This window comes from Plantibacter sp. Leaf314, assembly GCF_001423185.1.
In the GTDB taxonomy this organism is placed as follows: Bacteria; Actinomycetota; Actinomycetes; order Actinomycetales; family Microbacteriaceae; genus Plantibacter.
Map to the genome: position 1 here is coordinate 88,495 of NZ_LMOB01000002.1, position 23,740 is coordinate 112,234.

Sequence of the window (23,740 nt, forward strand, 5' to 3'; positions counted from 1 at the left end):
GGAGTCCGGTCTTCGGGCGGCGAACCCTCAGGCGAGTTCCCAGGCGGCCACGCCCCCGCCCACGACGACGAACACGGGGTGGGGCTGGGGACGCCAGACCCTCGCCCACCGGGCCGCGACGTCCGGGCTCCGTTCGAGGAGATGGCGGCGCAGGTTGCCCCACTCGTAGTCGAGCTGACCGTCCGTCACGACGAGCGGCTCCCGCAGAGACCCCGCGGCGATGATGCGCGAGCGGTCGAGGTCCATGCCGCGCGCCCCCGCTTCGTCGGCGACACCGCCGAGATAGGCGGCGACGGCTTCGAGCGGTTCCTCCGCCTCGAGGAAGCGCTGGAGCTGCGGGTGCGAGCGGAGACTCGAACCGGGCTCAGCCAGGACCCGCTGGGCGATCAACCCCTCGCGCCAGGACGACGTCACCGCCTGGGCGTCGAAGTACCGCGGATGGATCGACCAGAGACGCATCCCTCCATCCTGCCCGACGCCGCCGACACGGTGATCGGGGCAGCCCCTGACCCGGCGCCCCGGGGGGGGCCGCGGGTCTCCCGGCGTATGCTGGCGGTCATGTCTCCGCATCCGCACCGTCCGCCGATGCAGCGGTGACCGCGCCCGCGACCCCGGGCCGAAGCGGACTCTTCGTCGATCTGCGTCCCCTCCGGGAGAGTCCCGCCTTCGCACGACTGTGGATCGGCGGCGCGATCACCGGCATCGGCGGCCAGATGACCATCGTCGCCGTCGGCCTCCAGGTGTACGACCTCACCGCCTCGACCTTCGCCGTCTCCCTCGTCGGCGTCATCGCCCTGCTCCCGATGATCTGCTTCGGGCTGTACGGCGGCATGCTCGCGGACGCCTTCGACCGACGCACGGTCGCGCTCTCGGCCGCGATCGTCACCTGGGTCTCGACGGCCGTCATCGCCGTGCTCGCATGGAGCGGCTCCGAACTCGTCTGGCCCCTGTACCTGCTCACGACGATCAACGCCGTGTCGACCACGATCGTCGGGACGACCCGACAGGCGATCCTCCCTCGGCTCCTACCGGCGCGGCTGCTCCCCGCGGCCGCCGCCCTCTCCGGCATCGCGGCCGGGGTCATGGTGACGGTGGGCCCGGCACTGGCCGGCGTGCTCGTGGCCGGCGTGGGCTTCCAGTGGACCTACACGATCGACGTCGTCCTGTTCGTGGCAGCGTTCCTCGGGATCGCGTCCCTGCCGAAGATCCTCCCGGAGGGCGGGGTCAGTCGGCTTCCCGGCATCCGCAGCCTCGTCGACGGATGGACGTTCCTCAAGACCGCACCCAACGTGCGGATGACGTTCATCGTCGACATCATCGCGATGACCTTCGGCAACCCGCGGGTGCTCTACCCCGCCGTCGGCACCCTCGTCCTCGGCGGCGGCGCGATCACCGTCGGTGTCCTCACGGCCGCCGGCGCCGTCGGCACACTCCTGTCGAGCCTCGTGTCGGGAAGACTCGGCCGGATCGATCGGCAGGGCCGCGCGATCGAGCGGGCCATCATCGTCTACGGCCTCGCCGTCGCCGGATTCGGAGCGGTCCTCGCCTGGGTCACCCTCTCCGGCGCGGCCACGCACGAGGCCGACGGCGCGAACCTCCCCGCCATCGTCATCGCCGCCACCGCACTCGCCGTCGCGGGTGCCGCGGACAACGTCAGCTCGATCTTCCGCATGACGATCCTGCAGGCCGCCGTGCCCGACGCCGTCCGCGGGCGGCTCCAGGGCGTGTTCACCGTCGTCGTGACCGGAGGGCCGCGCGTCGGCGACCTCTACATCGGCCTCGCCGCCTCGGCGTTCGCGCTCTGGATCCCGGCGCTCGCCGGAGGGCTCCTCGTCATGGCGCTCGTGTGGACCGTCGTGCGCCTCCAGGGCGGCTTCCGCCGCTACGACGCCCGCACGCCGACGCCCTGAGCCCGATTCGGGCGGCCCGACTCAGGCGGGCGCGGTGGCGATGGAGAAGACGTCGCGGCCGGCGAGCGAGGCGCGACCGGGGAGGCCCTCCAGCTCGAGGACGAGCCCGAGTCCGGCCACGGTGTACCCGGCCCGCTCGATGAGGTTGACGGCCGCGCCACAGCTCCCGCCGGTCGCGAGCACGTCGTCGAGGATGAGGACGCGGGTGCCGGCGGGCAGCTGCTCGGTCCGCAGCTCGAGCGCCGCGGCGCCGTACTCGAGGCCGTAGTCCTCACGCAGGACCTCGCCCGGCAGTTTGCCCGCCTTGCGGATCGGGACCAGCCGGGTGTGCGTCGCGTAGGCGACGGCGGCGGCCAGTAGGAACCCGCGGGCCTCGACCCCGGCGACCGCGTCGAAGCGACCGGCGAAGTGCTCGCCCAGCTCGTCGATGATCGCGCGGAAGGCGTCAGCGTCGGCGAAGACGGGCGTCAGGTCGCGGAACAGGATCCCGGGCGTCGGGAAGTCGGGGATCGTCGCCGTCAGGCGGTCGACGTACTGGGTGGCGGTGGTCATCTGGTCCTCGTTCGGTCTGGGGGACATGCGACACCCCTCGTCACCGCGACCGTCGGTCGGCGGGGACGAGGGGTGACCTGCGGATGGTTACTTGACGCCCAGGAGGTCGATCACGAAGACCAGCGTCTGGCCGGACAGCTGGTGTCCGCCACCGGCCGGGCCGTACGCGAGCTCCGGGGGGACCGTGAGCTTGCGGCGGCCGCCGACCTTCATGCCGGGGATGCCGTGCTGCCATCCCTGGATGAGGTTGCGCAGCGGGAAGTTGATGGACTGTCCGCGGCTCCACGAGGAGTCGAACTCCTCGCCGGAGTCGTAGCCGACGCCGAGGTAGTGGACGTCGACGGTCGAGGAGGCCTGGGCCTCGTCGCCCTCGCCGATGAAGATGTCCTCGACGACGAGTTCGGTGGGGGCCGGGCCCGTTGGGGCGTCGACCTCGGGCTTGGTGCGTGCTGAATCGGTCATGGATCCATCCAAGCAGTTCCGCCGACGCGGCACATGCGGATTTCGCTGAGCGCGTGAACTGGCACCACTCCCCCGCATGCGGGGTCGAAGACCCGAGCGCCTCCGGCGAGCTGCATTCCGGGTCTTGCGCTCCGTCGCCGACGGGTGCAAGCTGATGGGACAGACCAACTCATCGCCCGGGCGACTCGCAGGCACTGCCGCGGCACCGGGCGATGAGTCTGTCCGGGCGAGGTCGAGCCACTCCGCTCGGGCCCGGACCGCTATGGCCACAACGCCCACCGCCGACGAGGCTGCGATAGCGTAGAGGCGTGAAGTTCGCCCATTTCGTCGCCACAGACCACCAGTCGAGTCCCCCCGCAGAGCCGCGGGTCAGACTCGCCGTCATCAGCGATTCCGGGGCGGTGTTCCTCGACGAGATCCTCGAAGACGCCCCGCGCGACCTCCAGGAGCTGATCGAGCGCGGTCCCGCCGAGCTCGACCGGGTGCGCAGCTTCGTCGAGACCTCCATCGCCCACGGCGTCGGCGGCGAACCGCTCGACGGCCTCGTGCACGCCTCGGCGGTCCTCCGCCCGCCGACCATCCTGGCGGTCGGTCTCAACTACTCCGCACACTCGCAGGAGCTCAACCTCAAGACGGACAACGCCCCCACGATCTTCGGCCTGTGGGCCAACTCGCTGACGGGTCACGAGGGCACGACGAGCTGGCCGGCCGAGATCAGCGAGCAGGTGGACTACGAGGCCGAACTCGGCGTCGTCATCGGTCGCGCCGCCCGCGACGTCGCAGCAGCCGACGCCCTGGGATACGTGTTCGGCTACACCGTCGTCAACGACATCACGGCACGGAACATCCAGTACTCCGAGGCGCAGTGGTCGAGGTGCAAGTCCTTCGACGGTTTCACCCCGACCGGCCCCGTGGTCGTGACGGCCGACGAGATCGCCGACCCACAGGCCCTCCACATCTCGACGGTCCTCGACGGCGTGACGCTGCAGGACTCCTCGACCAGCCACATGGTCCGCAGCGTCGCGACGCTCATCGAGCACCTCTCCGGTTCGGCGACCCTCCTGCCCGGCACCCTCATCTCCACGGGCAGCCCGGGCGGCGCCGGATACTCGCGCGACCCGCAGGTCTTCCTCACGGACGGTGCCACCGTCACGGTATCGGTCGAGGGCGTCGGGTCGCTGACGACCCATTGTCGGGTCACCGCCGCCGCGTAGTCCCTCGGACACAGCACGAAGCCGTCCAGACCATGGGTCCGGACGGCTTCGTCGTGTGTGCGGCTCAGCGACTCGGGTCGGAGTCGGCGCCCGGGATCGGGAGGTCGATGATCGGGATGGCCGACGTCACCGCTTCGATCCCCGAGAGGCGGGCGGGAGAAAGCTGCTTCGTCACGTCCTCGCGGGTCATGAGGTTCGCCTCGACGACGAGGTCGGCGACGTTCCGTCCGGTGAGCAGGGCGGTCTTCGCGAGCGCCGCGGCCGACTGGTAGCCGATGAACGGCGTGAGGGCCGTGATGACCCCGACGGAGGCGCCGACCATGACGCCGAGGCGCTCCTCGTTCGCCGTGATGCCGTCGATGCAGTTCACCCGCAACGTCCGGCAGGCCTGAGCCATCCACACGATGCTCTGCAGCAGGGAGTGTGCGATGACGGGCTCGAAGGCGTTCAACTGCAGCTGCCCGGCCTCGGCCGCCATCGTCACCGTCATGTCGGCGCCGACGACGCTGAAGGCCACCTGGTTCACGACCTCCGGGATCACCGGGTTGACCTTGCCCGGCATGATGCTCGACCCGGCCTGACGGGGCGGCAGGTTGATCTCGCCGAATCCGGCCTGGGGTCCGCTCGACAGGAGTCGGAGATCGTTGCAGATCTTCGAGAGCTTGATCGCGCTGCGCTTCAAGGTGCCGCTGAACGACATGAACCCGCCGGCGTCACTCGTCGACTCGATGAGGTCGGGAGCGGTGGTGAGCGACAAGCCGGTGATCTGGTTGAGGTGCCGGACGACCGACTCCGCGTAGCGGGGGTCGGCGGTGATCCCGGTTCCGATGGCGGTGGCGCCGAGGTTGACCTCGGCGAGCAGCCACAGGGTCTCCTGCAAGCGGTCGTAGTCCTCCGTCAGGGTCGTCGCGAACCCGTGGAACTCCTGGCCGAGCGTCATCGGCACCGCGTCCTGCAGCTGGGTGCGGCCGACCTTCAAGACGTGGGAGAACTCGTCGGACTTGGCACTGCACGAGTCGCGCAGCAGTCCGAGTTCCGTCAGCAGGAACTGGAGGGAGAACGCGAGCGCGATCTTGATCGACGTCGGGTAGACGTCGTTGGTGGACTGCGAGCGGTTGGTGTCGTCGAGCGGGTGCAGGTACTGGTACTCCCCCTTCGCGTGGCCGGCGAGTTCCAGCGCGATGTTCGTGATCACCTCGTTCGCGTTCATGTTCGTCGAGGTGCCGGCGCCGCCCTGGATCACGCCGACGAGGAACTCCTCGTGGAAGTCGCCGTCGATGATGATCTGGCAGGCGCGGTCGATGAGGTTCGCCTTCGCGGGATCGAGGACCCCGATCTCGGCGTTCGCGCGGGCCGCAGCCTGCTTGACGCTCGCGATGGCGACCACGAGGTCCGGGTAGACCGAGATCGGGCGCTTGGTGATGGGGAAGTTCTCGAGCGCTCGTGCCGTGTGGATGCCCCAGTAGGCGTCAGCCGGGATCTGCATCGAGCCGAGCGAATCCGACTCGGTCCGTGTCTCGCCCGTGCTCATGCTGTCCGCCATGTCGTCGTGTGCTCCAGGGGTGGTCGGGATGGTGCTGGTGGTGGTGCTGATCGTCACTCGTGGCTCCGTTGCCTGGTGGGTGGATGTCCCATCCAGCGTAGCCGGGCGCGTCCACCGGTGCCGCTCGCGTGTCTCGTTCCCGAGACGGTCGGCGCGCGGCGTCACCGCTTGCGGGAGAACGCCTCGAGTCGCTCGGCAGGGCTCAGAGCCGCCATGCGCTCGATGAACGCCTCGCTGAACGTGTCGGCGGTGACGAAGTCGCCGAGTGGGACGGTCGAGTGCGTGATCCGGTCGTCGTACACGTGGACGAGGTTGAAGGACTGCCCGCCGAACATGCCGTTCACCTCCGTGGACGGGAGCGAGAGGTTCATCGAGTAGCAGCTGGCGCTGGCGACCTGGACCGGGATGCCGGCGAAGGTGCTCGAGGTCGAGTAGTGCAGATGACCACCGAGGATGGCCCGGACGTCGCTGCCCCGGAGGACGGCTTCGAGCCGGTGCTGGTCGCGGAGCTCGAGGATGTCGAAGAAGGGAACGCTCGACGGCACCGGCGGGTGGTGCATGGCGAGGATGCTGCCGAGCGGCGCCGGCGTGCTCAACACCGACTGCAACCACGCCAACTGCTCGTCCTCCAGCTCACCGTGGTGCCACCCCGGCACGGTCGAGTCGAGGCCGATCACCCGGAGCCCACCGAAGTCCCACACCGCGTCGAGCGGCTGCTCGCCCGCCGGCAGGTCGAGCAGCTCCGTGCGCATGACCGAGCGTTCGTCATGGTTGCCCATGAGCCAGACGATCGTGGTGCCCAGCCGTTCGGCGACCGGTTCGACCCGCTCGCGGAGCCGCCGGTAGGCGTCGGCCTCACCGAGGTCGGCGAGGTCTCCCGTGAAGACCATCGCGTCGGGTCGGAGCCGCATGCGTTCGACCTGCCGGAGCGCCTGTTCGAGGTTCGCCTGCACGTCGACCGCGTCGTAGAGGCGACGGCCGTCGGCCAGGAGGTGCGGATCGCTCAGGTGGACGATGACGCGGCTGGGTGCCGGATACTGGCCGAATCGGACGTCGGAAGTCATGCCCCGAGTCTAGGACGCACCCCCGACGAGACCGGATCGTCCGCCGCCGACAGCGGCGGACGCCGGCTCAGGACGCGACGCCGAGCAGCTGCTCGATGGGCCCGCGGGCGAAGAACACGAGGAAGCCGGCCGCCACGATCCAGAGCAGCGGGCTGATCTCCCGTGCCTTGCCGGACAGCGAGCGCAGCACGACCCAGGCGATGAAGCCTGCGCCGATGCCGTTGGCGATGGAGTACGTGAGCGGCATGACGACGACCGTCAGGAACACCGGGAGCGCGACGGAGAACTCCGTCCACACGATGTCCTTGATCTGCGACATCATGAGCGTCCCGACGATGACGAGGGCGGCAGCGGCGACCTCGGACGGGACGATCTGGGTGAGCGGCGTGAAGAACATCGCGAGCAGGAACAGCACGCCCGTCACCAGGTTCGCGAGGCCGGTCCTGGCCCCCTCGCCGATCCCGGCACCGGACTCGATGAACACGGTCGACGAGGAGGACGACGTGGCGCCACCCGCCACCGCTCCGACGCCCTCGACGATCAGCGCCGATCGCAGCCGCGGGAAGTCGCCCTTCGCGTCCGCGACGCCGGCCTCCTTCGAGAGCCCGGTCATGGTGCCCATCGCGTCGAAGAAGTTCGTGAACACGAGGGTGAAGACGAGCATGAGCGCGGCGAGGACACCGATGCGCTCGAAGCCACCGAAGCTCACCTGGCCGAGCAGACTGAGGTCGGGCAGGCCGACGACCTGGGTGGGGAGGGTGGGCACGCTGAGGTTCCAGCCGCCGGCGTTCTCGCCACCGTTCGAGGCGCCGACCTTGAAGACGGCCTCCGCGATGATCGCGATGATCGTCGAGGCGACGATGCCGATGAGGAGGGCGCCCTTCACCTTGCGGGCCACGAGCACACCGGTGAGGAGGAGCGAGATGACGAACACGGCGGTGGGGACCGTCGCGACGGAACCCTCGATACCGAGGCCGACCGGCGGGGATCCGGCGCCCGTGGAGCGGACGAAGCCGGCATCGACGAAACCGATGAAGGCGATGAACAGGCCGATGCCGACCGTGATCGCGATCTTCAGCTGGATGGGCACCGCGTTGAAGATCATCGCGCGGAGACCGGTCGCCGCGAGGAGGACGATGATCAGACCGTTGATGACGACGAGGCCCATCGCCTCCGCCCAGGTGACCTGGCCGACGACGCTGACCGCGAGGAAGGAGTTGATCCCGAGCCCTGCCGCGAAGGCGAACGGCAGACGTGCCACGAGGCCGAAGAGGATCGTCATGACGCCGGCGGTCAGGGCGGTGACGGCGGCGACCTGCGCGAAGCCGAGTTCACCTCCGGTGACGTCGGCCGAACCGCTCAGGATGATCGGGTTGAGGATGACGATGTAGGCCATCGCGACGAAGGTCACGAGGCCACCGCGCACCTCGCCTCCGACGGTCGAGCCGCGCTTGCTGATCTCGAAGAAACCGTCGAGACGCTCTCGGAACGAGCGCGGAGCGGTGGGCGTCGTGGTCACTGGACCTCCTGGGTCTGCATCGAAGCAACCAGCGTACCGGCACGGCGGACCGCCCCGCGACGACCGGGATGCAAGGGTCCCGCTACGATCGGCTGGACCCCTTAACCAGCACCCTCCCACGGAATCGAGCTCACATGGCGCTGCCCTGGACTCTGCACGGCGACGGCAAGCACGTCCCGACCCACGCGATCGTCGGCCCCGGAGAACGGCTCAGCTGGCCCCGGACGATCGGGCTTGGGATGCAGCACGTCGTCGCGATGTTCGGCGCGACCTTCCTCGTGCCCGTCCTCACCGGCTTCCCGCCCACGACCACCCTCTTCTTCTCGGGCGTCGGCACCATCCTGTTCCTCGTCATCACGAAGAACCGTGTGCCCAGCTACCTCGGTTCCTCCTTCGCGTTCATCGCCCCCATCTCGGCCGCCGTCGCGAGCCAGGGCATGGGCAGCGCCCTCTTCGGCATCCTCGCGGTGGGGCTCCTCCTGGCGCTCGTCGGTGTCATCGTGCAGGTCACCGGCACCGGCTGGATCGACGCGCTCATGCCGCCGGTCGTCGCCGGCGCCATCGTCGCGCTCATCGGGTTCAACCTCGCCCCCGCGGCGAAGAACAACTTCGTGGAAGCTCCGGTCACCGCCCTCGTGACGCTCGCGGCCGTCATCCTCTCGACCGTGCTCTTCCGCGGCATCCTCGGCCGTCTGTCGATCGTGATCGGCGTCGTCGTCGGCTACGTCGTCGCGGCGATCCGACAGGAGATCGACTTCTCGAAGATCGCCGACGCCGCCTGGGTCGGCCTCCCCGAGTTCCATCTCGCGGACAACCCGATCTCGAACCCGGCCGTCTGGGCCGTCCTCCCGGCGTTCCTCCCCGTCGTGCTCGTCCTCATCGCCGAGAACGTCGGGCACATCCGGGGCGTCGCACAGATGACCGACGCCTCCGTGAACAAGCAGACCGGTCGCGCGCTCCTGTCCGACGGTCTCGCGACGATGCTGGCCGGGTTCGGCGGCGGTTCGGGCACGACGACCTACGGCGAAAACATCGGTGTCATGGCCGCGACGCGCGTCTACTCGACGGCGGCCTACTGGGTCGCCGGCCTGTTCGCGGTCCTCCTCGGCCTCTCCCCCAAGGTCGGTGCGGTCATCAACACCATCCCCGCAGGTGTCCTGGGCGGTGTCACGACGGCCCTCTACGGGCTCATCGGCATCATCGGCGTGAAGATCTGGCTCGACAACAAGGTCGACTTCTCGAAGCCCGTCAACCAGTTCACTGCGGCCACGGCGCTCATCATCGGCATCGCCGACTTCACCTGGGTGGCGGGCGGCGACGTCAGCTTCAACGGGATCGCGCTCGGCACGATCGCGGCGATCGTCATCTACCACGTGATGACGGTCATCGGCCGCTGGCGCAAGACCGCCTGACCGATCCGGTTCGGGCCGGTGCGCCAGCGCGGTGCGCTGACGTCAGTGCGGGTCGTCCGCGCGAGCGCGGGTCTGCGGAGCACCGCGTTCGCGCGCGTGACCCGCGGTCACGCCGGGTCGGCGCGGTTCGCGTCAGCGCGGTGCGCTGGCGAGACGAGTCAGCCCTGGTGGAAGAACGGGACGATCAGGTAGATGCCGAAGAGCACCGCGGCCGCGCAGAGCGCGAAGCAGGCGTAGGCACCGGCGCGGGCCAGGTTCTGCTGTGCGGGCGTCAGCGGGTTCTTGCGCGAGGCCTTGGCGGCACGCTTCGCCGCCTTCGCAGCCTCCTCCGGCGTGATGACGGTGATCGCGTCCGTGAACTCGGCCGGCGCGACGACCGGGATGCGTCCGGCGGTGGTGAGCAGTCGGAGCCCGAAGGAGTACAGGCTGACGACGGCGGTGGCACCGACGAGCGACGTCGCGAACACGATCAGGAATGCTGCCCAGTCGATCACTTCTTCACCTTCTTGGGCTTGGGGTTGCGCTTGATCTTGACGGCGCGACCGGAGTCGGCGACCTCGCTGACGACGTTGCTGTGGTCGACCTGGTTGCGGCGCGAGATGAGGAAGATCGTGAGGATCACGCCGATGCCGACGACGGCGTCGACGATGATGCCGAAGAGCCCGAGGTGTGCGACGGCGGCGGCCAGGGCTCCGACGATGCCGGCGGCGGGCAGGGTCATGAGCCAACCGAGCGCGATGCGTCCGGCCGTCCCCCAGCGGACCTTCGAACCACGACGCCCGAGACCGGAACCGATGACGGACCCGGAGGCGACCTGGGTGGTCGAGAGAGCGAAGCCCAGGTGGCTCGACGCGAGGATCGTCGCGGCGGTGCTCGTCTCGGCGGCGAAGCCCTGCGCCGGCTTCACATCGGTGAGCCCCGTACCGATCGTCTTGATGATGCGCCAACCGCCCATGTAGGTGCCGAGGGCGATGGCGAGCGCGCAGACGACGATGACCCAGAGTTCGGGGCCGGTGCCGACGGCCTGCACCCCGACCGCGATGAAGGTGAGCGTGATGACGCCCATCGTCTTCTGTGCGTCGTTGGTGCCGTGTGCGAGGGCGACGAGGGAGGAGGAGAAGATCTGCGCGTACCGGAAGCCGTCGCGGCCGTCGGGTTTGCCGTCGTAGCGTCGCGTGATGCGGTACGCCAGCTTCGTGGCCGAGTACGCGACGAGGCCGGCGGTGACCGGGGCGATGAGCGCCGGGAGGATGACCTTCGAGAGGACGACGCCGAAGTCGATCGAGCCGAGGCCGGCGCCGACGATCGCAGCGCCGATGAGCCCGCCGAAGAGCGCGTGGCTCGAGGAGGACGGAAGGCCGAGGAGCCACGTCAGCATGTTCCAGACGATCGCGCCGATCAGGCCGGCGAAGATGAGCTCCGGCCCGATGCGGATACCGCCCTCACCCTCGCGGATGAGCCCTCCGGAGATGGTCTTCGCCACCTCGGTGGACAGGAACGCACCGACCAGGTTGAGGATCGCGGCGAGGAGGACGGCGGTCTTCGGTTTCAGCGCACCCGTGGCGATCGGCGTCGCCATGGCGTTCGCCGTGTCGTGGAACCCGTTCGTGAAGTCGAAGAACAGGGCCAGTGCGATGACCAGCACGACAGTCAGGGTAACGAGTTCCACTGGTGTCTTTCTCGAGGCGGAGCGAATACGGACACAGTGCTCCCCGACGAGGTGGGTGGGGGGAATTCACGTGCTGGATACCGGCGGTTCACCCGCCGTACACGATCCTTACACCCTGCCCGGTCGAGGTCAACTCGACACCGATCAGCGTCCGCCGCCCCCGCCTCCGCCGCCGCCACCACCCGCGAAGCCGCCACCCGTCGAGCCACCGGAGGAGCTCGCGCCTCCGCTCGTCGACCACGACGCGGACGTGCTCGACGCCGATCCGGAGAAGCCGGAGAAGGCGTTCGCGAACATCGCCGCCTGGAACGGCGTGTTCGAGTCGTACCAGGACGGCGCGCTCCCGGCCTGTTCGTAGCGGACACCGAGTTCCTTGGCCCACTCGCGCTCCACGCCCCAGAGCACGGCGAAGGGTAGGAGCCGTTCGGTGAGCCGGACGAGCTGGCCGGGGTCGCCGAGGTCCACCCGTTCCGCACCGTCTGGGCTCTGCAGCATGCGGAAGCGGTCCTGCTCCGCCAGCTCGAGGTAGTCGCGGAGGCCGAGCAACTCGTCACGCGCCTCGGCGCCGGTGGCGGTGAGCGGTTTCGGCGCGATGGCCAACACGATCCCCGCGAGCAGCGCGATGCCGGTCACGAAGAGCGCGGCGACCGACCAGCCGTTGTCCGCTCGCTGGGCGTAGGCGACCCCGAAGAAGACGATCCCAGCGACGCCGATGACGGCGAGCGCTCCCACGATGATCCACGCCCGCCCCGCCGGGACCGAACGTCGAAGGCCGCGGTCGAGCGCGGTCTGCTTGGCGGCCGCGAGTTCCGCGGTGACGGCCTTGCCGAGCGCCGGATCGACCTGCTTCATCTCCCGTGGCCGTTTCCGGTCGGGGAAGAGCGCGGCCAGCACGCGCCGTTCCTGCTCGTCCGTCGCGCTGTCGTCGAGGTACTGCAGGGAGTAGTCCTTCTTGCCCGGTCCGTCCACGATCCGGAGCTTGCCGCGGACGGCGAGGCTGACGATCTGGGCGGCCATCGACGAGGCGGCACGGCCGGCGAGGTCGCCCGCCAGCAGGAGGTTCATCTGCTTCGGGACGGAGTACTGGGGCACGATGACGCCGCGACCGGGGTGGTCCCGCCAGAACCGCAGTCGGATCCACAGGAGCGCACCGAGCCCCGCGGCCGACAGCGCGCCGAGGGCGATCGGGACGATGGAGAAGACCGGCGCCTCACCCGGTCGGGCCGGCTGGGCGAAGGTGCCCGGCTCGAAGCCGATGGCGACCGTGAGCGTCTGCCGAGCCTGGAGCGGGACGGAAGCGGTCGTGAAGACGTCGGCGTCCGCGTCCTCCGCCTGGGCGAGGTCGCACGGTGAGCTGTCGTCGGGATCGCCGCGGTAGCAGGCGCCCTCGCCGGTGAGTGCGTCGGCGATGTCGGCGTCGACGCGCACGGTCATCTGCGCGTCCACGAACGGCTGGTCCCAGCCGGTGCCGGGCGCATCCCAGTAGAACTCGTCCGCACGGGTGTCGCGATAGGCCCCGACCACCCCGCGCTGGGTGTACGTGATGACGTAGCTCTGCGTGCCACGGACGTAGTCGTCCGTGCCGAGCGACAGCTCGAGGAAGTCGCCGTCGCGGTCGGCCTCCCATTCGACGGGAGCACCGTCGGCGTCGGTGACCGACACGATCTCCGTGTGCAGTGGCGCCCGGTCGAACTCGTCCGGGATCGCTCGGATGATGCCCTTGTTCTGGTCGGACTCGGGGAACTCGGCGACGAAGGTCTCCACCGCCCGGAGTTCGGCCTGGCCGTCATCGCCCCGGGAGAGGGTGTACTCCCCGTCGAAGGACGAGAAGGTGAAGTCGGACACGTCGGCGCGGGTGGCTGCGACAGCCGGTTCCGCCGTCGCCGTCATCACGACGAGCGGCGCGAGGACCGTCAGGAGCAACGCGACCAGGACGGGTCGTGATGCTCGCGGCTGGATCGGGGGCTGGCTGCGACGTCGGGGCTTCACCCCGCCAAGTCTAGGAGGAGGGTCCGGCGGGTGCGTGGCCGCACCCGCCGACGCTCACATCTCCTCGTGCGTGTTCGGGTCGCCGTCGAAGAGCCGGCCGTCTGCACGACCGAGTGCGGTGATCGCCTGGACCTCCGCGTCGCTCAGCTCGAACCCGAAGATGTCGAGGTTCGTCCGCTGCCGTTCCGCGGACGCGGACTTCGGGATCGGGAGGACGCCGCGCTGGTGGTGCCAGCGGAGCACGACCTGGGCCGGCGAGACGTCGTGCGCTGCGGCGGCAGTCGCGACGGGCTCCTCGGCGAACGGCGCCTGTGCCTTGCCGAGCGGGCTCCAGGCCTCCGTCAGGACGCCGTGCTCGCGGTGGAACGCGAGGAGGTCCTCCTGCGGGAAGTACGGGTGCAGCTCGACCTGGTTCACGGCCGGCAGGACACCGGTCTCGTCGGCGAGCCTCGTCAGGAACTCCTCCGTGAAGTTCGAGACACCGATGCTGCGGACGAGGCCCTCCCGCTGCAGCTGGATCATGGCCTTCCACGACTCGACGAAGCGGCCGACGGAGGGGTTCGGCCAGTGGATGAGATAGAGGTCGATGCGGTCGAGGCCGAGCGATGCCAGCGAGCCGCGGCACGAGGTGATCGTCTCCTCGAAGCCGTGGTCGCGGCCCGGGAGCTTCGTCGCCACGACCAGCTCGTCCCGTGGGACGTCGGTCTCGCGGACGGCGGCTCCGACCGCGTCCTCGTTCCGGTAGTTGACGGCGGTGTCGAGGAGTCGATAGCCGGCGTCGATCGCGGACAGCGTGGCGTCGGTGCCCTCGCTCCCTCGCAGGGGGTAGGTGCCGAAGCCGATCGCGGGGACGCTCGAACCGTCGTTGAGCTCGAAGGTGGGGATGGTCGTCATCCCCCAACGCTAGACCCGTCGGCCCGCGGATGGCTCCGAGCGGGCTGGGAGGGTTCAGCCTCGACTAGCGTTGGACCATGGCGAAGCTCTCTGCCCCACGTGCCCAGACCCGACCGACCGAACGCACCCATCACGGCGACACCGTGGTGGACCCGTACGAATGGCTCCGCGAGAAGGACTCGCCGGAGGTGATCGAACACCTCGAGGCCGAGAACGCCTTCACGGCTCAGGAGACGGACCACCTCGCCGCCCTGCGGGAGCGCATCTTCCAGGAGATCAAGGGACGCACCCTCGAGACCGACCTGTCCGTCCCGACCCGTGCGGGTGACTGGTGGTACTACGGACGGAGTGTCGAGGGCCGCCAGTACGGCATCCAGTGCCGGGTGCCCGTCTCGGACGCCGACGATTGGACCCCGCCGACACTGCCCGAGAGCGGCGCGGCCCCGGGTGAGCAGATCATCCTGGACGCGAACGTCGAGGCGGAGGGGCACGAGTTCTTCTCCCTCGGCAGCTTCGACGTCTCCGACGACGGCTCCAGACTCCTCTACGGGGTCGACGTCGAGGGCGACGAGCGGTACACCGTCCGGGTCCGTGACCTCGCGACCGGCTCCGACCTCGACGACGAGCTCCTCGGCACCGCCGGTGGCGCCGAGTTCTCCCCCGACGCGTCCGCGATCGTCTACACGACGGTCGACGAGAGCTGGCGGCCCGACACCGTGCACCTGCACCGGGTCGGCACGGCCCAGTCCGCGGACGTCGTCCTCTTCCACGAGCCGGACGAACGGTTCTGGGTGGGTGCGGGCTTCACCCGCAGTCGCGCCCTGCTCCTCATCGAGGCGGGATCGTCGGTCACGAGCGAGACCCGGTCCGTCCCCGCCGACGCGCTGACCGAGGAGGCGCGCATCGTCTGGCCGCGGACGGAGGGCGTCGAGTACAGCGTCGAGCACCGCATCGCCGACGGCGCCGACCGTCTGCTCATCCTCCACAACCGCGACGCCCCCGACTTCGAACTCGTCGAGGTGCCGCTTGACGATCCACTGCAGGAACCGCGCGTCGTGGTCCCCCACAGCAGCGAGCGCCGACTCGAGGACGTCGAGGCGTTCGCCACGGTGACGACCGTCGCCTACCGGCGCGACGGCCTGACGCGGATCGGTCTCCTCGACGCGACGACCGGCGACATCGAGGAACTCGGCTTCGACGAACCCCTCTCGAGCGTCGGCTGGCACGGCAACGGCGAATGGTCGCAACCGATGCTGCGATTCGGGTACGGCTCGCTCGTCACGCCGTCGACCGTGCTCGAACTCGACCTCCGCTCGGGCGAGCGGTTCGTCCGCAAACAGCAGCCTGTCCTCGGCGACTACGACCCGGCGCGGTACGAGCAGTTCCGCGAGTGGGCGACCGCCGCCGACGGGACGCGGGTGCCCGTCTCCATCGTGCGTCGGCGCGACCTCGAGGGCCCAGGGCCGCTCCACCTCTACGGCTACGGCTCCTACGAGGCGAGCATGGACCCGTCGTTCTCCATCGCCAGGCTGTCGATGCTCGACCGCGGCGTCACCTTCGCGATCGCGCACGTCCGCGGCGGTGGCGAGCTTGGCCGGCACTGGTACGAGGACGGCAAGAAGCTGCGCAAGCAGAACAGCTTCAGCGACTTCGTCGACGTGGCCGACCACCTCATCGCCGACGGCTGGACGACCGCCGGGCAGTTGGTCGCCGAGGGCGGCAGCGCGGGCGGCCTCCTCATGGGCGCGGTCGCGAACCGCGCGCCGGACCGGTTCGCGGGCATCCTCACCGGCGTCCCGTTCGTCGACGCGCTGACGAGCATCCTCGATCCGTCGCTCCCGCTGACCGTCATCGAGTGGGACGAGTGGGGTGACCCGCTGCACGACGCCGAGGTCTACGCCTACATGAAGGCGTACAGCCCGTACGAGAACGTCGACCCGGCGAAGCAGTACCCGCGCATCCTCGCGACGACGAGCCTCAACGACACCCGTGTGCTCTACGTGGAGCCCGCGAAGTGGGTGGCCAGACTCCGCGACGCCGGTGCGCCCGCACTCCTCAAGATCGAGATGAGCGCCGGCCACGGCGGGGTGAGCGGGCGGTACAACGCTTGGAAGGAGCGCGCTGAGGAACTCGCGTGGTTGCTCGACGTGCTCGGCCTCGCCGAGACCGACGCCGCGTAGGCGGACAGCCGCGTAAGCGGACAAGACGACGCCTCCACCCCGAGCGGGGTGGAGGCGTCGTCTCGTCGTCGGGCGCCTAGCCGAAGAGGATGGCCGCCTCGTCGTAGCGCTCCTGCGGAACCGTCTTGAGCTTGCCGAGGGCCTCCTCGAAGCGGCAGTTGACGAGCTCGGTGCCACGGAGGGCGATCATCGTGCCCCAGTCGCCGGCCATGACCGAGTCGATCGCCGCCATGCCGAGTCGGGTGGCGAGGACGCGGTCGTACGCGCTCGGCACGCCGCCGCGCTGCAGGTGGCCGAGCACCGTCGCGCGGGATTCGATCCCCGTGCGACGTTCGATCTCCGGTGCGAGGACGTCGGCGATCCCGCCGAGCCGGGGGCGGTTGAAGGCGTCGAGCCCCTTCTCGGAGTGCGCGGACTCCATCGTGTCGAGGGTGAAGCCCTCGGACACGACGATGATCGGCGCACGCCCGCGCTGGTAGACGCTGTCGGCCCACTCGCAGATCTGCTCGATGGACTGCGGCTGCTCAGGGATGAGGATGGCGTGCGCGCCGGCGGCCATGCCGGCGTGCAGGGCGATCCACCCCACGTGACGGCCCATGACCTCGATCACCATGCAGCGCTTGTGCGATTCGCCGGTGGTGCGCAGGCGGTCGATGGCCTCGGTCGCGATCTCGACGGCGGTGTCGAAGCCGAAGGAGTAGTCGGTGGCGTCGAGGTCGTTGTCGATGGTCTTCGGGACGCCGACGATCTTCAGTCCGGCGTCGGTGAGCCGCTTCGCCGCAGCGAGCGTGCCCTCGCCGCCGATCGCGATGAGGGCGTCGATCCCGAGGCGGTCCATGGTGTGCTGCACGTTCTCCGGGCCGCCGTGCGGGCCCTCGAACGGGTTCGTCCGGCTGGTGCCGAGGATCGTGCCGCCCTGTTTGGCGAGCCCGCGCACACTGTGGCGGTCGAGTGGCATGGTCAGCCCTTCGACCACACCTCGCCATCCGTCGCGGATGCCGATGAACTCCTGGTTGTGGATCTTGGTCCCCTTGAGCACCGCACCTCGGATGACCGCGTTCAGGCCGGGGCAGTCGCCGCCGCTCGTGAGCACACCAATTCTCATATCAACAGTCCTCATGGGGATCGGGGCACCACCGGTGCCGGAAGTCATCCCCGACAATACCGTCTCGCCGCCGGTGGTCGATCCAGCACGTGTCGGAGCTCTCGCGAGCCGGGGTTAGGCTGCTGGGATGAGTGCCGACGACTACCTCCCCGCCGATGGCGGCATCACCATGTTCTCCACCACCTGGTGCGGATACTGCGCCCGGCTGAAGCACCAGCTGTCGGCCGCAGGGATCCCCTTCACCGAGATCGACATCGAGCAGGTGCCGGGGACGGCCGAACTCGTCGCCTCCCTCAACGGTGGCAACCAGACGGTTCCGACCGTCATCTACCCCGACCGCTCCACCGCGACGAACCCGTCGCTCGCGCAAGTGAAGACCGCACTCGGCGTCTGAGCACCTCGCGGTCCGACCGGGTGGCGATGATCGCCGCCCGGCCGGGCACCCCGGGCGTCAGCCGCCCAGGGCCTCGCGCAACAGGTGGACGAGGGCGTTCAGCTGCACGGAGTCGACCGAGGCCACATCCTGATCGCTGCCGTCGAGCGCACGGGCCGCGAGCCCCTGCTTGCTGTCGATGAGTTCGGCGACCTTGGAGTCGATCGTGTGGGCGGCGATGATGCGCCACGCGGTGACCGGCTCCTCCTGACCGATGCGGTGCACGCGGTCGATCGCCTGCGTCTGCTCTGCGGCCGTCCACGACAGCTCGGCGAGCACGACGTTCGACGCCGCCTGGAGGTTGACGCCGACGCCCGCCGCCGTGAGCGAGCAGACCGCCACCGCGACCTCGGGGTCGGTGTTGAAGGCGTCGATCGCGGCCTGGCGCGCCTGCGTGGTCTGGTCCCCGCGGAGCGACACCGTCTTCAGACCGCGACCGGCGAACAGCTGCTCGGCGGCGTTCATGACGTCGATGTGCTTCGCGAAGAACACGACCTTGCCGACCGAGCGCGCGAGCTGGGCCGTGTAGTCGGCAGCGAGGACCGCCTTGGCCTGACCGATCTTCCGGATCATGGTGAACACGTTCTCGGTACCGCCGGCGGCCTTCGACTCATCGAGTTCCGCCTGGGCGACCATGCGCATGAGTTCGGTGCTCGGGTCGTGCAAGGCGTCGACGCGTTCTCCGCGGGACTCCAACACGCGTACGTAGCGCGACTTGAGGCGCTGTCCGAGCTCGGCCTCGGCGTCGCGGATCGACCGGATCGCCTCGTCGTCGAGCTCGACCGGCAGGTCAGCGACCCGCTTCGCGGGGAGGTCCTTCGCCACGTCGAGCTTCTTCCGGCGCACGATGCCCATGTCGATGACCGCTGAACGGGCCGCGGCGTAGAAGGCGTGCTCAGCCGGCGTGAGGCCGGTGTCCTCGAGCCGCTCCATGAGTTCGGCGGTCGGCTTGCCGTCCTTGATCCAGCCGAGGAACTGCCAGATGGCGTTGAAGTCCTCGACGTCGTTGATGAGCGGCGTACCCGTCAGCGCGAGCAGCAGCGGGTCCTGGCCGGGCGTCGCCTTCCGGATCCGGTTCGCGAGGGACAGCACGTGCTGGGACCGCTGGGAGTGGAGGTTCTTGATGAAGTGGGCCTCGTCGACCACCATGCCGCGGAAGCCGAGGGTCCCGAGCCAGGCGAGGTGGCGGTCGAGGACCTCGTAGTTCACGATGATGACGTCGGCGAAGGCGTCGAGGGCCTGGCCGTCGCCGTGGATGACCGTGGCCCGGCGGTGCGGCGTCCACCGCTCGACCTCGCGCGCCCAGTTCATCTTCACCACGTTCGGGACGATGACGAGCAGCGGGTAGGCCTCCGCCACGGAGGCGGCGAGGACGGACTGCGCCGTCTTCCCGAGCCCTGGCTCGTCGGCGAGCAGGAAGGAACGATGCCCCTCCTTGACGCTCTCGACGAACCGCGCCTGGTGCTTCATGACCTCGAGGCCACGGGGCGACAGCCGGTCGAGCTTGGGCGCGTCGGGGAGGTCCATCGAGGCCGCTCCCCCGCCGGAACCGAGTTCGAACGCCTTGTACAGCGGGCCCATGAGCTCCCAGCTGTCGAGGCGACGACGCACGGTCGGCTGCGGTGCCGCCTGGCTGAAGTCGGGGGCGAGGAACGGGTTGGCCAGCTGACGCGCCTTCACCGACTGCGGGATGACCTGCTTCTCGGCGAGCTCGGCCGGGACGACCGATTCCATGACGGGCTTCTCGACGGTGATGATGAGCTCGTCGGCGCTGAGTTCGGCGCCCGACTCGAGCAGCCAGTCACGGCGGAGTCGCTGTGCGACCGGGCTCGTCGCGGCGTCCGCCTCGAGGAGCTGGATGAGCGAGGTGTCGCGCGCCGCGGTCTTCGCGAGGATGGTCGCGACCCCGTCGAGGCGCTTGAGGAGCTCGGCGCGGGTGGCGTCGCTGTAGCTCGTGTCGGCCTTGACCCGAGCGCGCTCCTCGCGGACCAGGAACGCGATGACCTGGTACTTGGTCCGGTTGGTGGGACCGACCTTGCCCTTCTGCGCCTTCGCCTCGACCTCGCGCACCTTGCGGGCGAGGATCGGGATGATGGGCGCGTCGTCGTCGTGGCGCGACGAGGACCCTCTGGGGTTCGAGCGGCCAGATGAACGGGTGCTGGAACGCCCCTGGGAACGGCGTTGCTGGCCGGTGTGCGGCATGCTCCTCCTGAGCAGTCGAGAATGCCTCATCGGCCGAGGGGCCGGAAGAGACGGGCGTCGGGCCCGACTGGTCGTCGTGGAGCAACAGAGCGTTGCACGAGACCGACACGGGCGCCCGACGGGCGTGTACCCAGTCTACGCCATCGGCCGCATCGCTCGCGAGCGCTCAGTCGGCGGCGTCCTCGAGGAGTCCGAAGCGCTCCAGCTCGGCGTCGTCGAGCATGCGCGAACGGATGAGGAAGCGTTGGCCCGTGGGCGCCTCGACGCTGAACCCGCTCCCCCGGCCCTGGACCACGTCGATCGTGAGGTGCGTGAACTTCCAGTACTCGAACTGCGAGCGCGACATGTACACCTCGACGGGCGCGTCGAGTCCCACGACGTCGAGGGTGTCGAGGAGGACGTCGACCGCCCCGGTGCGGAACATCCCGACGGGGTAGCACATGGGTGAGCTCCCGTCACAGCACCCGCCCGACTGGTGGAACATGAGCGGCCCGTGCACCGCGGTCATCTCGCGCAGGAGCGCGGCAGCGGTCTCGGTGACGTCGACCCGTCCGGTCATGGTGTGTCCTCCGTCGTCTCATCAGGGGGTCTCCGATCGGCCGCACCGGTCCCGGGGGCCTGGTGCACGGGTGGCGCGAACCGAACGCGCGCCACCCGCGGACCGGTCGATCAGAAGAAGCCCATCGGGCCTTCCGCGTAGCTGACCAGCAGGTTCTTCGTCTGCTGGTAGTGGTCGAGCATCATCTTGTGGTTCTCGCGGCCGATACCGGACTGCTTGTACCCGCCGAACGCCGCGTGCGCCGGGTACTGGTGGTAGGTGTTCGACCAGACCCGGCCGGCCTCGATCGCCCGGCCCGCGCGGTAGAGCGTCGTCGCCTCCCGACTCCAGACACCGGCGCCCAGGCCGTAGAGCGTGTCGTTCGCGATCGAGATCGCCTCGTCGTAGTCGGCGAAACTCGTGAGCGCGAGCACCGGGCCGAAGATCTCCTCCTGGAAGATCCGCATGTCGTTGGTGCCTTCGAACACGGTCGGCTGGACGTAGAACCCGCCGCTCAGTTCACCGCCGAGGTCGGCCCGTTCGCCACCGATCAACAGCTTCGCCCCACCCTGCTTGCCGATGTCCATGTAGGACAGGATCTTCTCGAGCTGGTCGTTCGACGCCTGGGCGCCGATCATGGTGTCCGTGTCGAGTGGGTTGCCCTGCTTGATCTTGCCGATGCGCACGAGCGCGTCGCCCACGAAGCCGTCGTAGATCGACCGCTGCACGAGCGCCCGGCTCGGGCAGGTGCAGACCTCGCCCTGGTTGAGGGCGAACATGCTGAATCCCTCCTGCGCCTTCTCGTAGTACTGGTCGTGCTCACGCGCGACGTCCTCGAAGAACACGTTCGGGCTCTTGCCCCCGAGTTCGAGCGTCACGGGGATGAGGTTCTCGCTCGCGTACTGCATGATGAGGCGGCCGGTCGTGGTCTCGCCGGTGAAGGCGATCTTCCGGATCCGCGGGTGGGACGCCAGCGGCGCACCAGCCTCGATACCGAAGCCGTTGACGACGTTGAAGACGCCGGCGGGCAGCAGGTCCTTCACGAGGTCGACGATCAGGTGGATCGAGGCCGGGGTCTGCTCCGCCGGCTTCAACACGACGCAGTTGCCGGCGGCGAGCGCCGGCGCGAGCTTCCACACCGCCATGAGGATCGGGAAGTTCCACGGGATGATCTGCCCGACGACGCCGAGCGGTTCGTGGAAGTGGTAGGCGACGGTGTCGTGGTCGAGTTCGGAGATGCCGCCCTCCTGGGCGCGGATGGCGCCGGCGAAGTAGCGGAAGTGGTCGATCGCGAGCGGGATGTCGGCGGCGAGGGTCTCGCGGACCGGCTTGCCGTTCTCCCAGCTCTCGGCGACCGCGATCTCCTCGAGGTGCTCTTCCATGCGGTCGGCGATCCGGTTGAGGATGACGGCGCGCTCGGCGACGCTGGTCTTCGACCACGCGGGGAACGCCTTCCATCCCGCCTCGACGGCGCGGTCCACGTCGGCCGCGGTCCCTCGGGCGATCTCGGTGAACACCGCGCCGGTGACGGGCGTCGGGTTCTCGAAGTACTGTCCGTTCGCTGGCGGGACGTACTCGCCCCCGATGAAGTGGTCGTAGCGCGGGGCGTAGCTGAACACGGCACCTTCGGTACCCGGGTTGGCGTAGACGGTCATGGCACTCCTTGTCGACGACGTTGTCGGTGGCCGCACCGCTCAGGTGCGTGCGTCCGACGCTACCGGCGCTCAGGTTGCATGAGGTTGCATCACCGCTCGACGCGGATCAGCGGTCAGCTCGCCGCGAGATCGGCTTCGAGCGCCTCCACCCGGGCGACGATCCCCGCCCGTTTCGGCGAGCGCGGCGGGAGCGCTCGCAGGCAGGCGTGGAGGACCTCGAGGTCGTCGGGGGCCGCGGCGCTCCCGAGGTAGTCGTACAGGAGGTCCGCGGACGCATCGGTCAGCATCGCCTCGCGGAGCCTGGTCGCCACCAGCTCGCGCAGCTCGACGATGCCGGGCGCGGTCGAGTCGGGGAGCAGCGGGCCCGGGTAGGCGGCGAGCGCAGCCCGGTGGGCGCCGCGGTCGAGGAGCGACAGCACCTGGTGGGCGTCGAGTTGGAGGGGTGCGGTGAGGCGGTACGGGCGTGAGGCTGGGACGAGTGTCGGCGCGGCCGCGGTCAGCACCCTCCGGAGTCGCACGAGCTCCGCCCGCAGGGTGACCGGCGCCTCGTCGGCGTCGTAGAGCCGGTCGGCGAGCGCCTCGGCGCTGAGGCCCTGCCGGTGCCAGGACAACAGCGTCAGGATCTCGGCGTGACGGCGGCTGAGTTCGGTCGGCCGTTCCGCGCCGTGGCCGACGAGCATCCCGGTGTCGCGGCCGAGCACCTGCAGTCCCGGCCGGACCAGGGTCGGACGGGGCGTCCCTCGACGTCGGCCGAGTCCGGCCGAAGAGCGATCGGCGAGCGCCCGCAGGCGTTGCACCATGATCTCGGATTCGACGGCTGCCGCGGTCGCCTCCATGAGCGGAAGTGCATGCGAGGCGACGGCCTGCGGTCCTCCGGTGATGTCGATCACCCCGATGATCCGTCTCGTCTCCGGGTCGTGCACGGGCACCGCCGTGCAGCTCCACGGATGCACGAGCCGGTTGAAGTGCTCGGCCGCGTGGATCTGGATCCCGTGGTCGAGCTCGAGTGCGGTTCCCGGCGCACTCGTGCCGACCTCGCGCTCCGACCAGCCGGCGCCCTCGACGAACAACATGCCCTCCGCCCGACGACGCAGGTGACGGTCGCCGTCGACCCAGAGCAGTCTGCCCATGGCGTCGCCGACCGCGACGAGCATGCCGGAGTCGTCGTCGGCGTCCTCGACGAGCAGCCGCGTGATGACCGGGAGGACGCCGGCGAGTGGATGACCGAGCCGGTGGTCGCGCAACTCGTCCTCGTCGAAGGCGAGCTCCGGCATGAGGTTGTCCGGGTCGAGGTGACGGCCCATCGACCGCTCCCACGACTCGCGGACGAGCCGCCGCACGAGTCCGCGCTGCGCTTCGGCACGCGCCGGGGCCGCCAGCCAGGGACTGGTCACCTCAC

At 69.6% G+C, this 23,740-nt stretch carries 20 protein-coding genes; 5 read left to right on the forward strand and 15 right to left on the reverse strand.

Annotation, left to right across the window (positions count from 1 at the left end; all coding sequences use genetic code 11):
* Nucleotides 1-27: 27 nt before the first annotated feature.
* Entirely contained in the window at nt 28-459 is a 432-nt protein-coding gene (locus ASF68_RS13700; RefSeq protein WP_056012233.1) for a pyrimidine dimer DNA glycosylase/endonuclease V, read from the reverse strand.
* Between the two features lie 134 nt (nt 460-593).
* On the opposite strand from ASF68_RS13700, the gene ASF68_RS13705 reads away from it, so the two are divergent.
* A complete protein-coding gene (locus tag ASF68_RS13705) occupies nt 594-1,910 on the forward strand; it encodes an MFS transporter (RefSeq protein ID WP_200936449.1) in 1,317 nt (438 codons plus the stop codon).
* Nucleotides 1,911-1,931: 21 nt separating this feature from the next.
* On the opposite strand, the gene ASF68_RS13710 is transcribed toward ASF68_RS13705, so the two are convergent.
* Nucleotides 1,932-2,462, reverse strand: a complete 531-nt coding sequence (locus ASF68_RS13710; protein ID WP_056012236.1) for an adenine phosphoribosyltransferase — start codon at nt 2,460-2,462, stop codon at nt 1,932-1,934.
* An 87-nt stretch (nt 2,463-2,549) separates the two neighbouring features.
* Entirely contained in the window at nt 2,550-2,924 is a 375-nt protein-coding gene (locus tag ASF68_RS13715) for an FKBP-type peptidyl-prolyl cis-trans isomerase (RefSeq protein WP_056012238.1), read from the reverse strand.
* 308 nt (nt 2,925-3,232) lie between these two features.
* Between ASF68_RS13715 and ASF68_RS13720 the strand changes: the two genes are divergently transcribed.
* Nucleotides 3,233-4,138, forward strand: a complete 906-nt coding sequence (locus ASF68_RS13720) for a fumarylacetoacetate hydrolase family protein (protein ID WP_056012241.1) — start codon at nt 3,233-3,235, stop codon at nt 4,136-4,138.
* A 64-nt stretch (nt 4,139-4,202) separates the two neighbouring features.
* Here ASF68_RS13720 and ASF68_RS13725 read toward each other — a convergent pair whose 3' ends face one another.
* The 3 genes from ASF68_RS13725 to ASF68_RS13735 all read right to left on the reverse strand — a co-directional run bounded on the left by ASF68_RS13725 (nt 4,203) and on the right by ASF68_RS13735 (nt 8,264).
* Nucleotides 4,203-5,669 (reverse strand): aspartate ammonia-lyase, encoded by a 1,467-nt coding sequence (locus ASF68_RS13725; protein WP_369796508.1) that lies wholly within the window; start codon nt 5,667-5,669, stop codon nt 4,203-4,205.
* A gap of 173 nt (nt 5,670-5,842) precedes the next feature.
* Entirely contained in the window at nt 5,843-6,745 is a 903-nt protein-coding gene (locus ASF68_RS13730; protein WP_056012245.1) for a phosphodiesterase, read from the reverse strand.
* 67 nt (nt 6,746-6,812) lie between these two features.
* Nucleotides 6,813-8,264, reverse strand: coding sequence for an NCS2 family permease (locus ASF68_RS13735; RefSeq protein ID WP_056012248.1), 1,452 nt, complete (start codon nt 8,262-8,264; stop codon nt 6,813-6,815).
* A 134-nt stretch (nt 8,265-8,398) separates the two neighbouring features.
* Between ASF68_RS13735 and ASF68_RS13740 the strand changes: the two genes are divergently transcribed.
* Complete coding sequence (locus ASF68_RS13740; protein WP_056012251.1) at nt 8,399-9,676, forward strand: uracil-xanthine permease family protein; 1,278 nt, start codon at nt 8,399-8,401, stop codon at nt 9,674-9,676.
* A 158-nt stretch (nt 9,677-9,834) separates the two neighbouring features.
* Here the strand turns inward: ASF68_RS13740 and ASF68_RS13745 are convergent, their stop codons facing one another.
* The 4 genes from ASF68_RS13745 to ASF68_RS13760 all read right to left on the reverse strand — a co-directional run bounded on the left by ASF68_RS13745 (nt 9,835) and on the right by ASF68_RS13760 (nt 14,228).
* Entirely contained in the window at nt 9,835-10,170 is a 336-nt protein-coding gene (locus ASF68_RS13745; RefSeq protein WP_056012254.1) for a hypothetical protein, read from the reverse strand.
* Nucleotides 10,167-11,345 carry an inorganic phosphate transporter gene (locus tag ASF68_RS13750; protein WP_056012257.1) on the reverse strand — a complete coding sequence of 393 codons (1,179 nt, stop codon included), beginning with the start codon at nt 11,343-11,345 and terminating at the stop codon, nt 10,167-10,169. The genes ASF68_RS13745 and ASF68_RS13750 overlap by 4 nt, the downstream gene beginning before the upstream one ends.
* 144 nt (nt 11,346-11,489) lie before the next feature.
* The gene (locus tag ASF68_RS13755) at nt 11,490-13,334 is read right to left on the reverse strand and encodes a DUF2207 domain-containing protein (protein ID WP_157580458.1); all 1,845 of its coding nucleotides are present in this window, start codon (nt 13,332-13,334) and stop codon (nt 11,490-11,492) included.
* A 54-nt stretch (nt 13,335-13,388) separates the two neighbouring features.
* On the reverse strand, nt 13,389-14,228 hold the full coding sequence (locus tag ASF68_RS13760) for an aldo/keto reductase (RefSeq protein ID WP_056012263.1): 840 nt from the start codon (nt 14,226-14,228) through the stop codon (nt 13,389-13,391).
* Nucleotides 14,229-14,305: 77 nt separating this feature from the next.
* On the opposite strand from ASF68_RS13760, the gene ASF68_RS13765 reads away from it, so the two are divergent.
* Nucleotides 14,306-16,408, forward strand: coding sequence for a S9 family peptidase (locus ASF68_RS13765; protein ID WP_056012266.1), 2,103 nt, complete (start codon nt 14,306-14,308; stop codon nt 16,406-16,408).
* Nucleotides 16,409-16,484: 76 nt separating this feature from the next.
* Here the strand turns inward: ASF68_RS13765 and ASF68_RS13770 are convergent, their stop codons facing one another.
* The gene (locus ASF68_RS13770; protein ID WP_056012269.1) at nt 16,485-17,513 is read right to left on the reverse strand and encodes a 6-phosphofructokinase; all 1,029 of its coding nucleotides are present in this window, start codon (nt 17,511-17,513) and stop codon (nt 16,485-16,487) included.
* Between the two features lie 127 nt (nt 17,514-17,640).
* Here ASF68_RS13770 and ASF68_RS13775 point away from each other — a divergent pair, with 127 nt between their 5' ends.
* Nucleotides 17,641-17,907, forward strand: a complete 267-nt coding sequence (locus ASF68_RS13775) for a mycoredoxin (RefSeq protein WP_056012271.1) — start codon at nt 17,641-17,643, stop codon at nt 17,905-17,907.
* A gap of 57 nt (nt 17,908-17,964) precedes the next feature.
* On the opposite strand, the gene ASF68_RS13780 is transcribed toward ASF68_RS13775, so the two are convergent.
* From ASF68_RS13780 to ASF68_RS13795, 4 genes are all read right to left on the reverse strand, one after another.
* Entirely contained in the window at nt 17,965-20,148 is a 2,184-nt protein-coding gene (locus tag ASF68_RS13780; protein WP_056012273.1) for a DEAD/DEAH box helicase, read from the reverse strand.
* A 166-nt stretch (nt 20,149-20,314) separates the two neighbouring features.
* Entirely contained in the window at nt 20,315-20,707 is a 393-nt protein-coding gene (locus ASF68_RS13785) for a DUF779 domain-containing protein (RefSeq protein ID WP_056012276.1), read from the reverse strand.
* Between the two features lie 110 nt (nt 20,708-20,817).
* Nucleotides 20,818-22,341: an aldehyde dehydrogenase family protein gene (locus ASF68_RS13790; protein WP_056012279.1), complete on the reverse strand. Its 1,524-nt coding sequence runs from the start codon at nt 22,339-22,341 to the stop codon at nt 20,818-20,820.
* 113 nt (nt 22,342-22,454) lie between these two features.
* Nucleotides 22,455-23,735, reverse strand: a complete 1,281-nt coding sequence (locus ASF68_RS13795) for a GAF domain-containing protein (protein ID WP_082498734.1) — start codon at nt 23,733-23,735, stop codon at nt 22,455-22,457.
* Nucleotides 23,736-23,740 lie beyond the last annotated feature (5 nt).

Coding starts and splice junctions, on each gene's coding strand:
- ASF68_RS13715 (WP_056012238.1), bottom strand. CDS start 2,924: ATGACCGATTCAGCACGCACCAAGCCCGAGGTCGACGCCCCAACGGGC.
- ASF68_RS13740 (WP_056012251.1), top strand. CDS start 8,399: ATGGCGCTGCCCTGGACTCTGCACGGCGACGGCAAGCACGTCCCGACC.
- ASF68_RS13785 (WP_056012276.1), bottom strand. CDS start 20,707: ATGACCGGACGGGTCGACGTCACCGAGACCGCTGCCGCGCTCCTGCGC.
- ASF68_RS13760 (WP_056012263.1), bottom strand. CDS start 14,228: ATGACGACCATCCCCACCTTCGAGCTCAACGACGGTTCGAGCGTCCCC.
- ASF68_RS13765 (WP_056012266.1), top strand. CDS start 14,306: ATGGCGAAGCTCTCTGCCCCACGTGCCCAGACCCGACCGACCGAACGC.
- ASF68_RS13725 (WP_369796508.1), bottom strand. CDS start 5,669: ATGAGCACGGGCGAGACACGGACCGAGTCGGATTCGCTCGGCTCGATG.
- ASF68_RS13700 (WP_056012233.1), bottom strand. CDS start 459: ATGCGTCTCTGGTCGATCCATCCGCGGTACTTCGACGCCCAGGCGGTG.
- ASF68_RS13775 (WP_056012271.1), top strand. CDS start 17,641: ATGAGTGCCGACGACTACCTCCCCGCCGATGGCGGCATCACCATGTTC.
- ASF68_RS13770 (WP_056012269.1), bottom strand. CDS start 17,513: ATGAGAATTGGTGTGCTCACGAGCGGCGGCGACTGCCCCGGCCTGAAC.
- ASF68_RS13710 (WP_056012236.1), bottom strand. CDS start 2,462: ATGACCACCGCCACCCAGTACGTCGACCGCCTGACGGCGACGATCCCC.
- ASF68_RS13790 (WP_056012279.1), bottom strand. CDS start 22,341: ATGACCGTCTACGCCAACCCGGGTACCGAAGGTGCCGTGTTCAGCTAC.
- ASF68_RS13780 (WP_056012273.1), bottom strand. CDS start 20,148: ATGCCGCACACCGGCCAGCAACGCCGTTCCCAGGGGCGTTCCAGCACC.
- ASF68_RS13730 (WP_056012245.1), bottom strand. CDS start 6,745: ATGACTTCCGACGTCCGATTCGGCCAGTATCCGGCACCCAGCCGCGTC.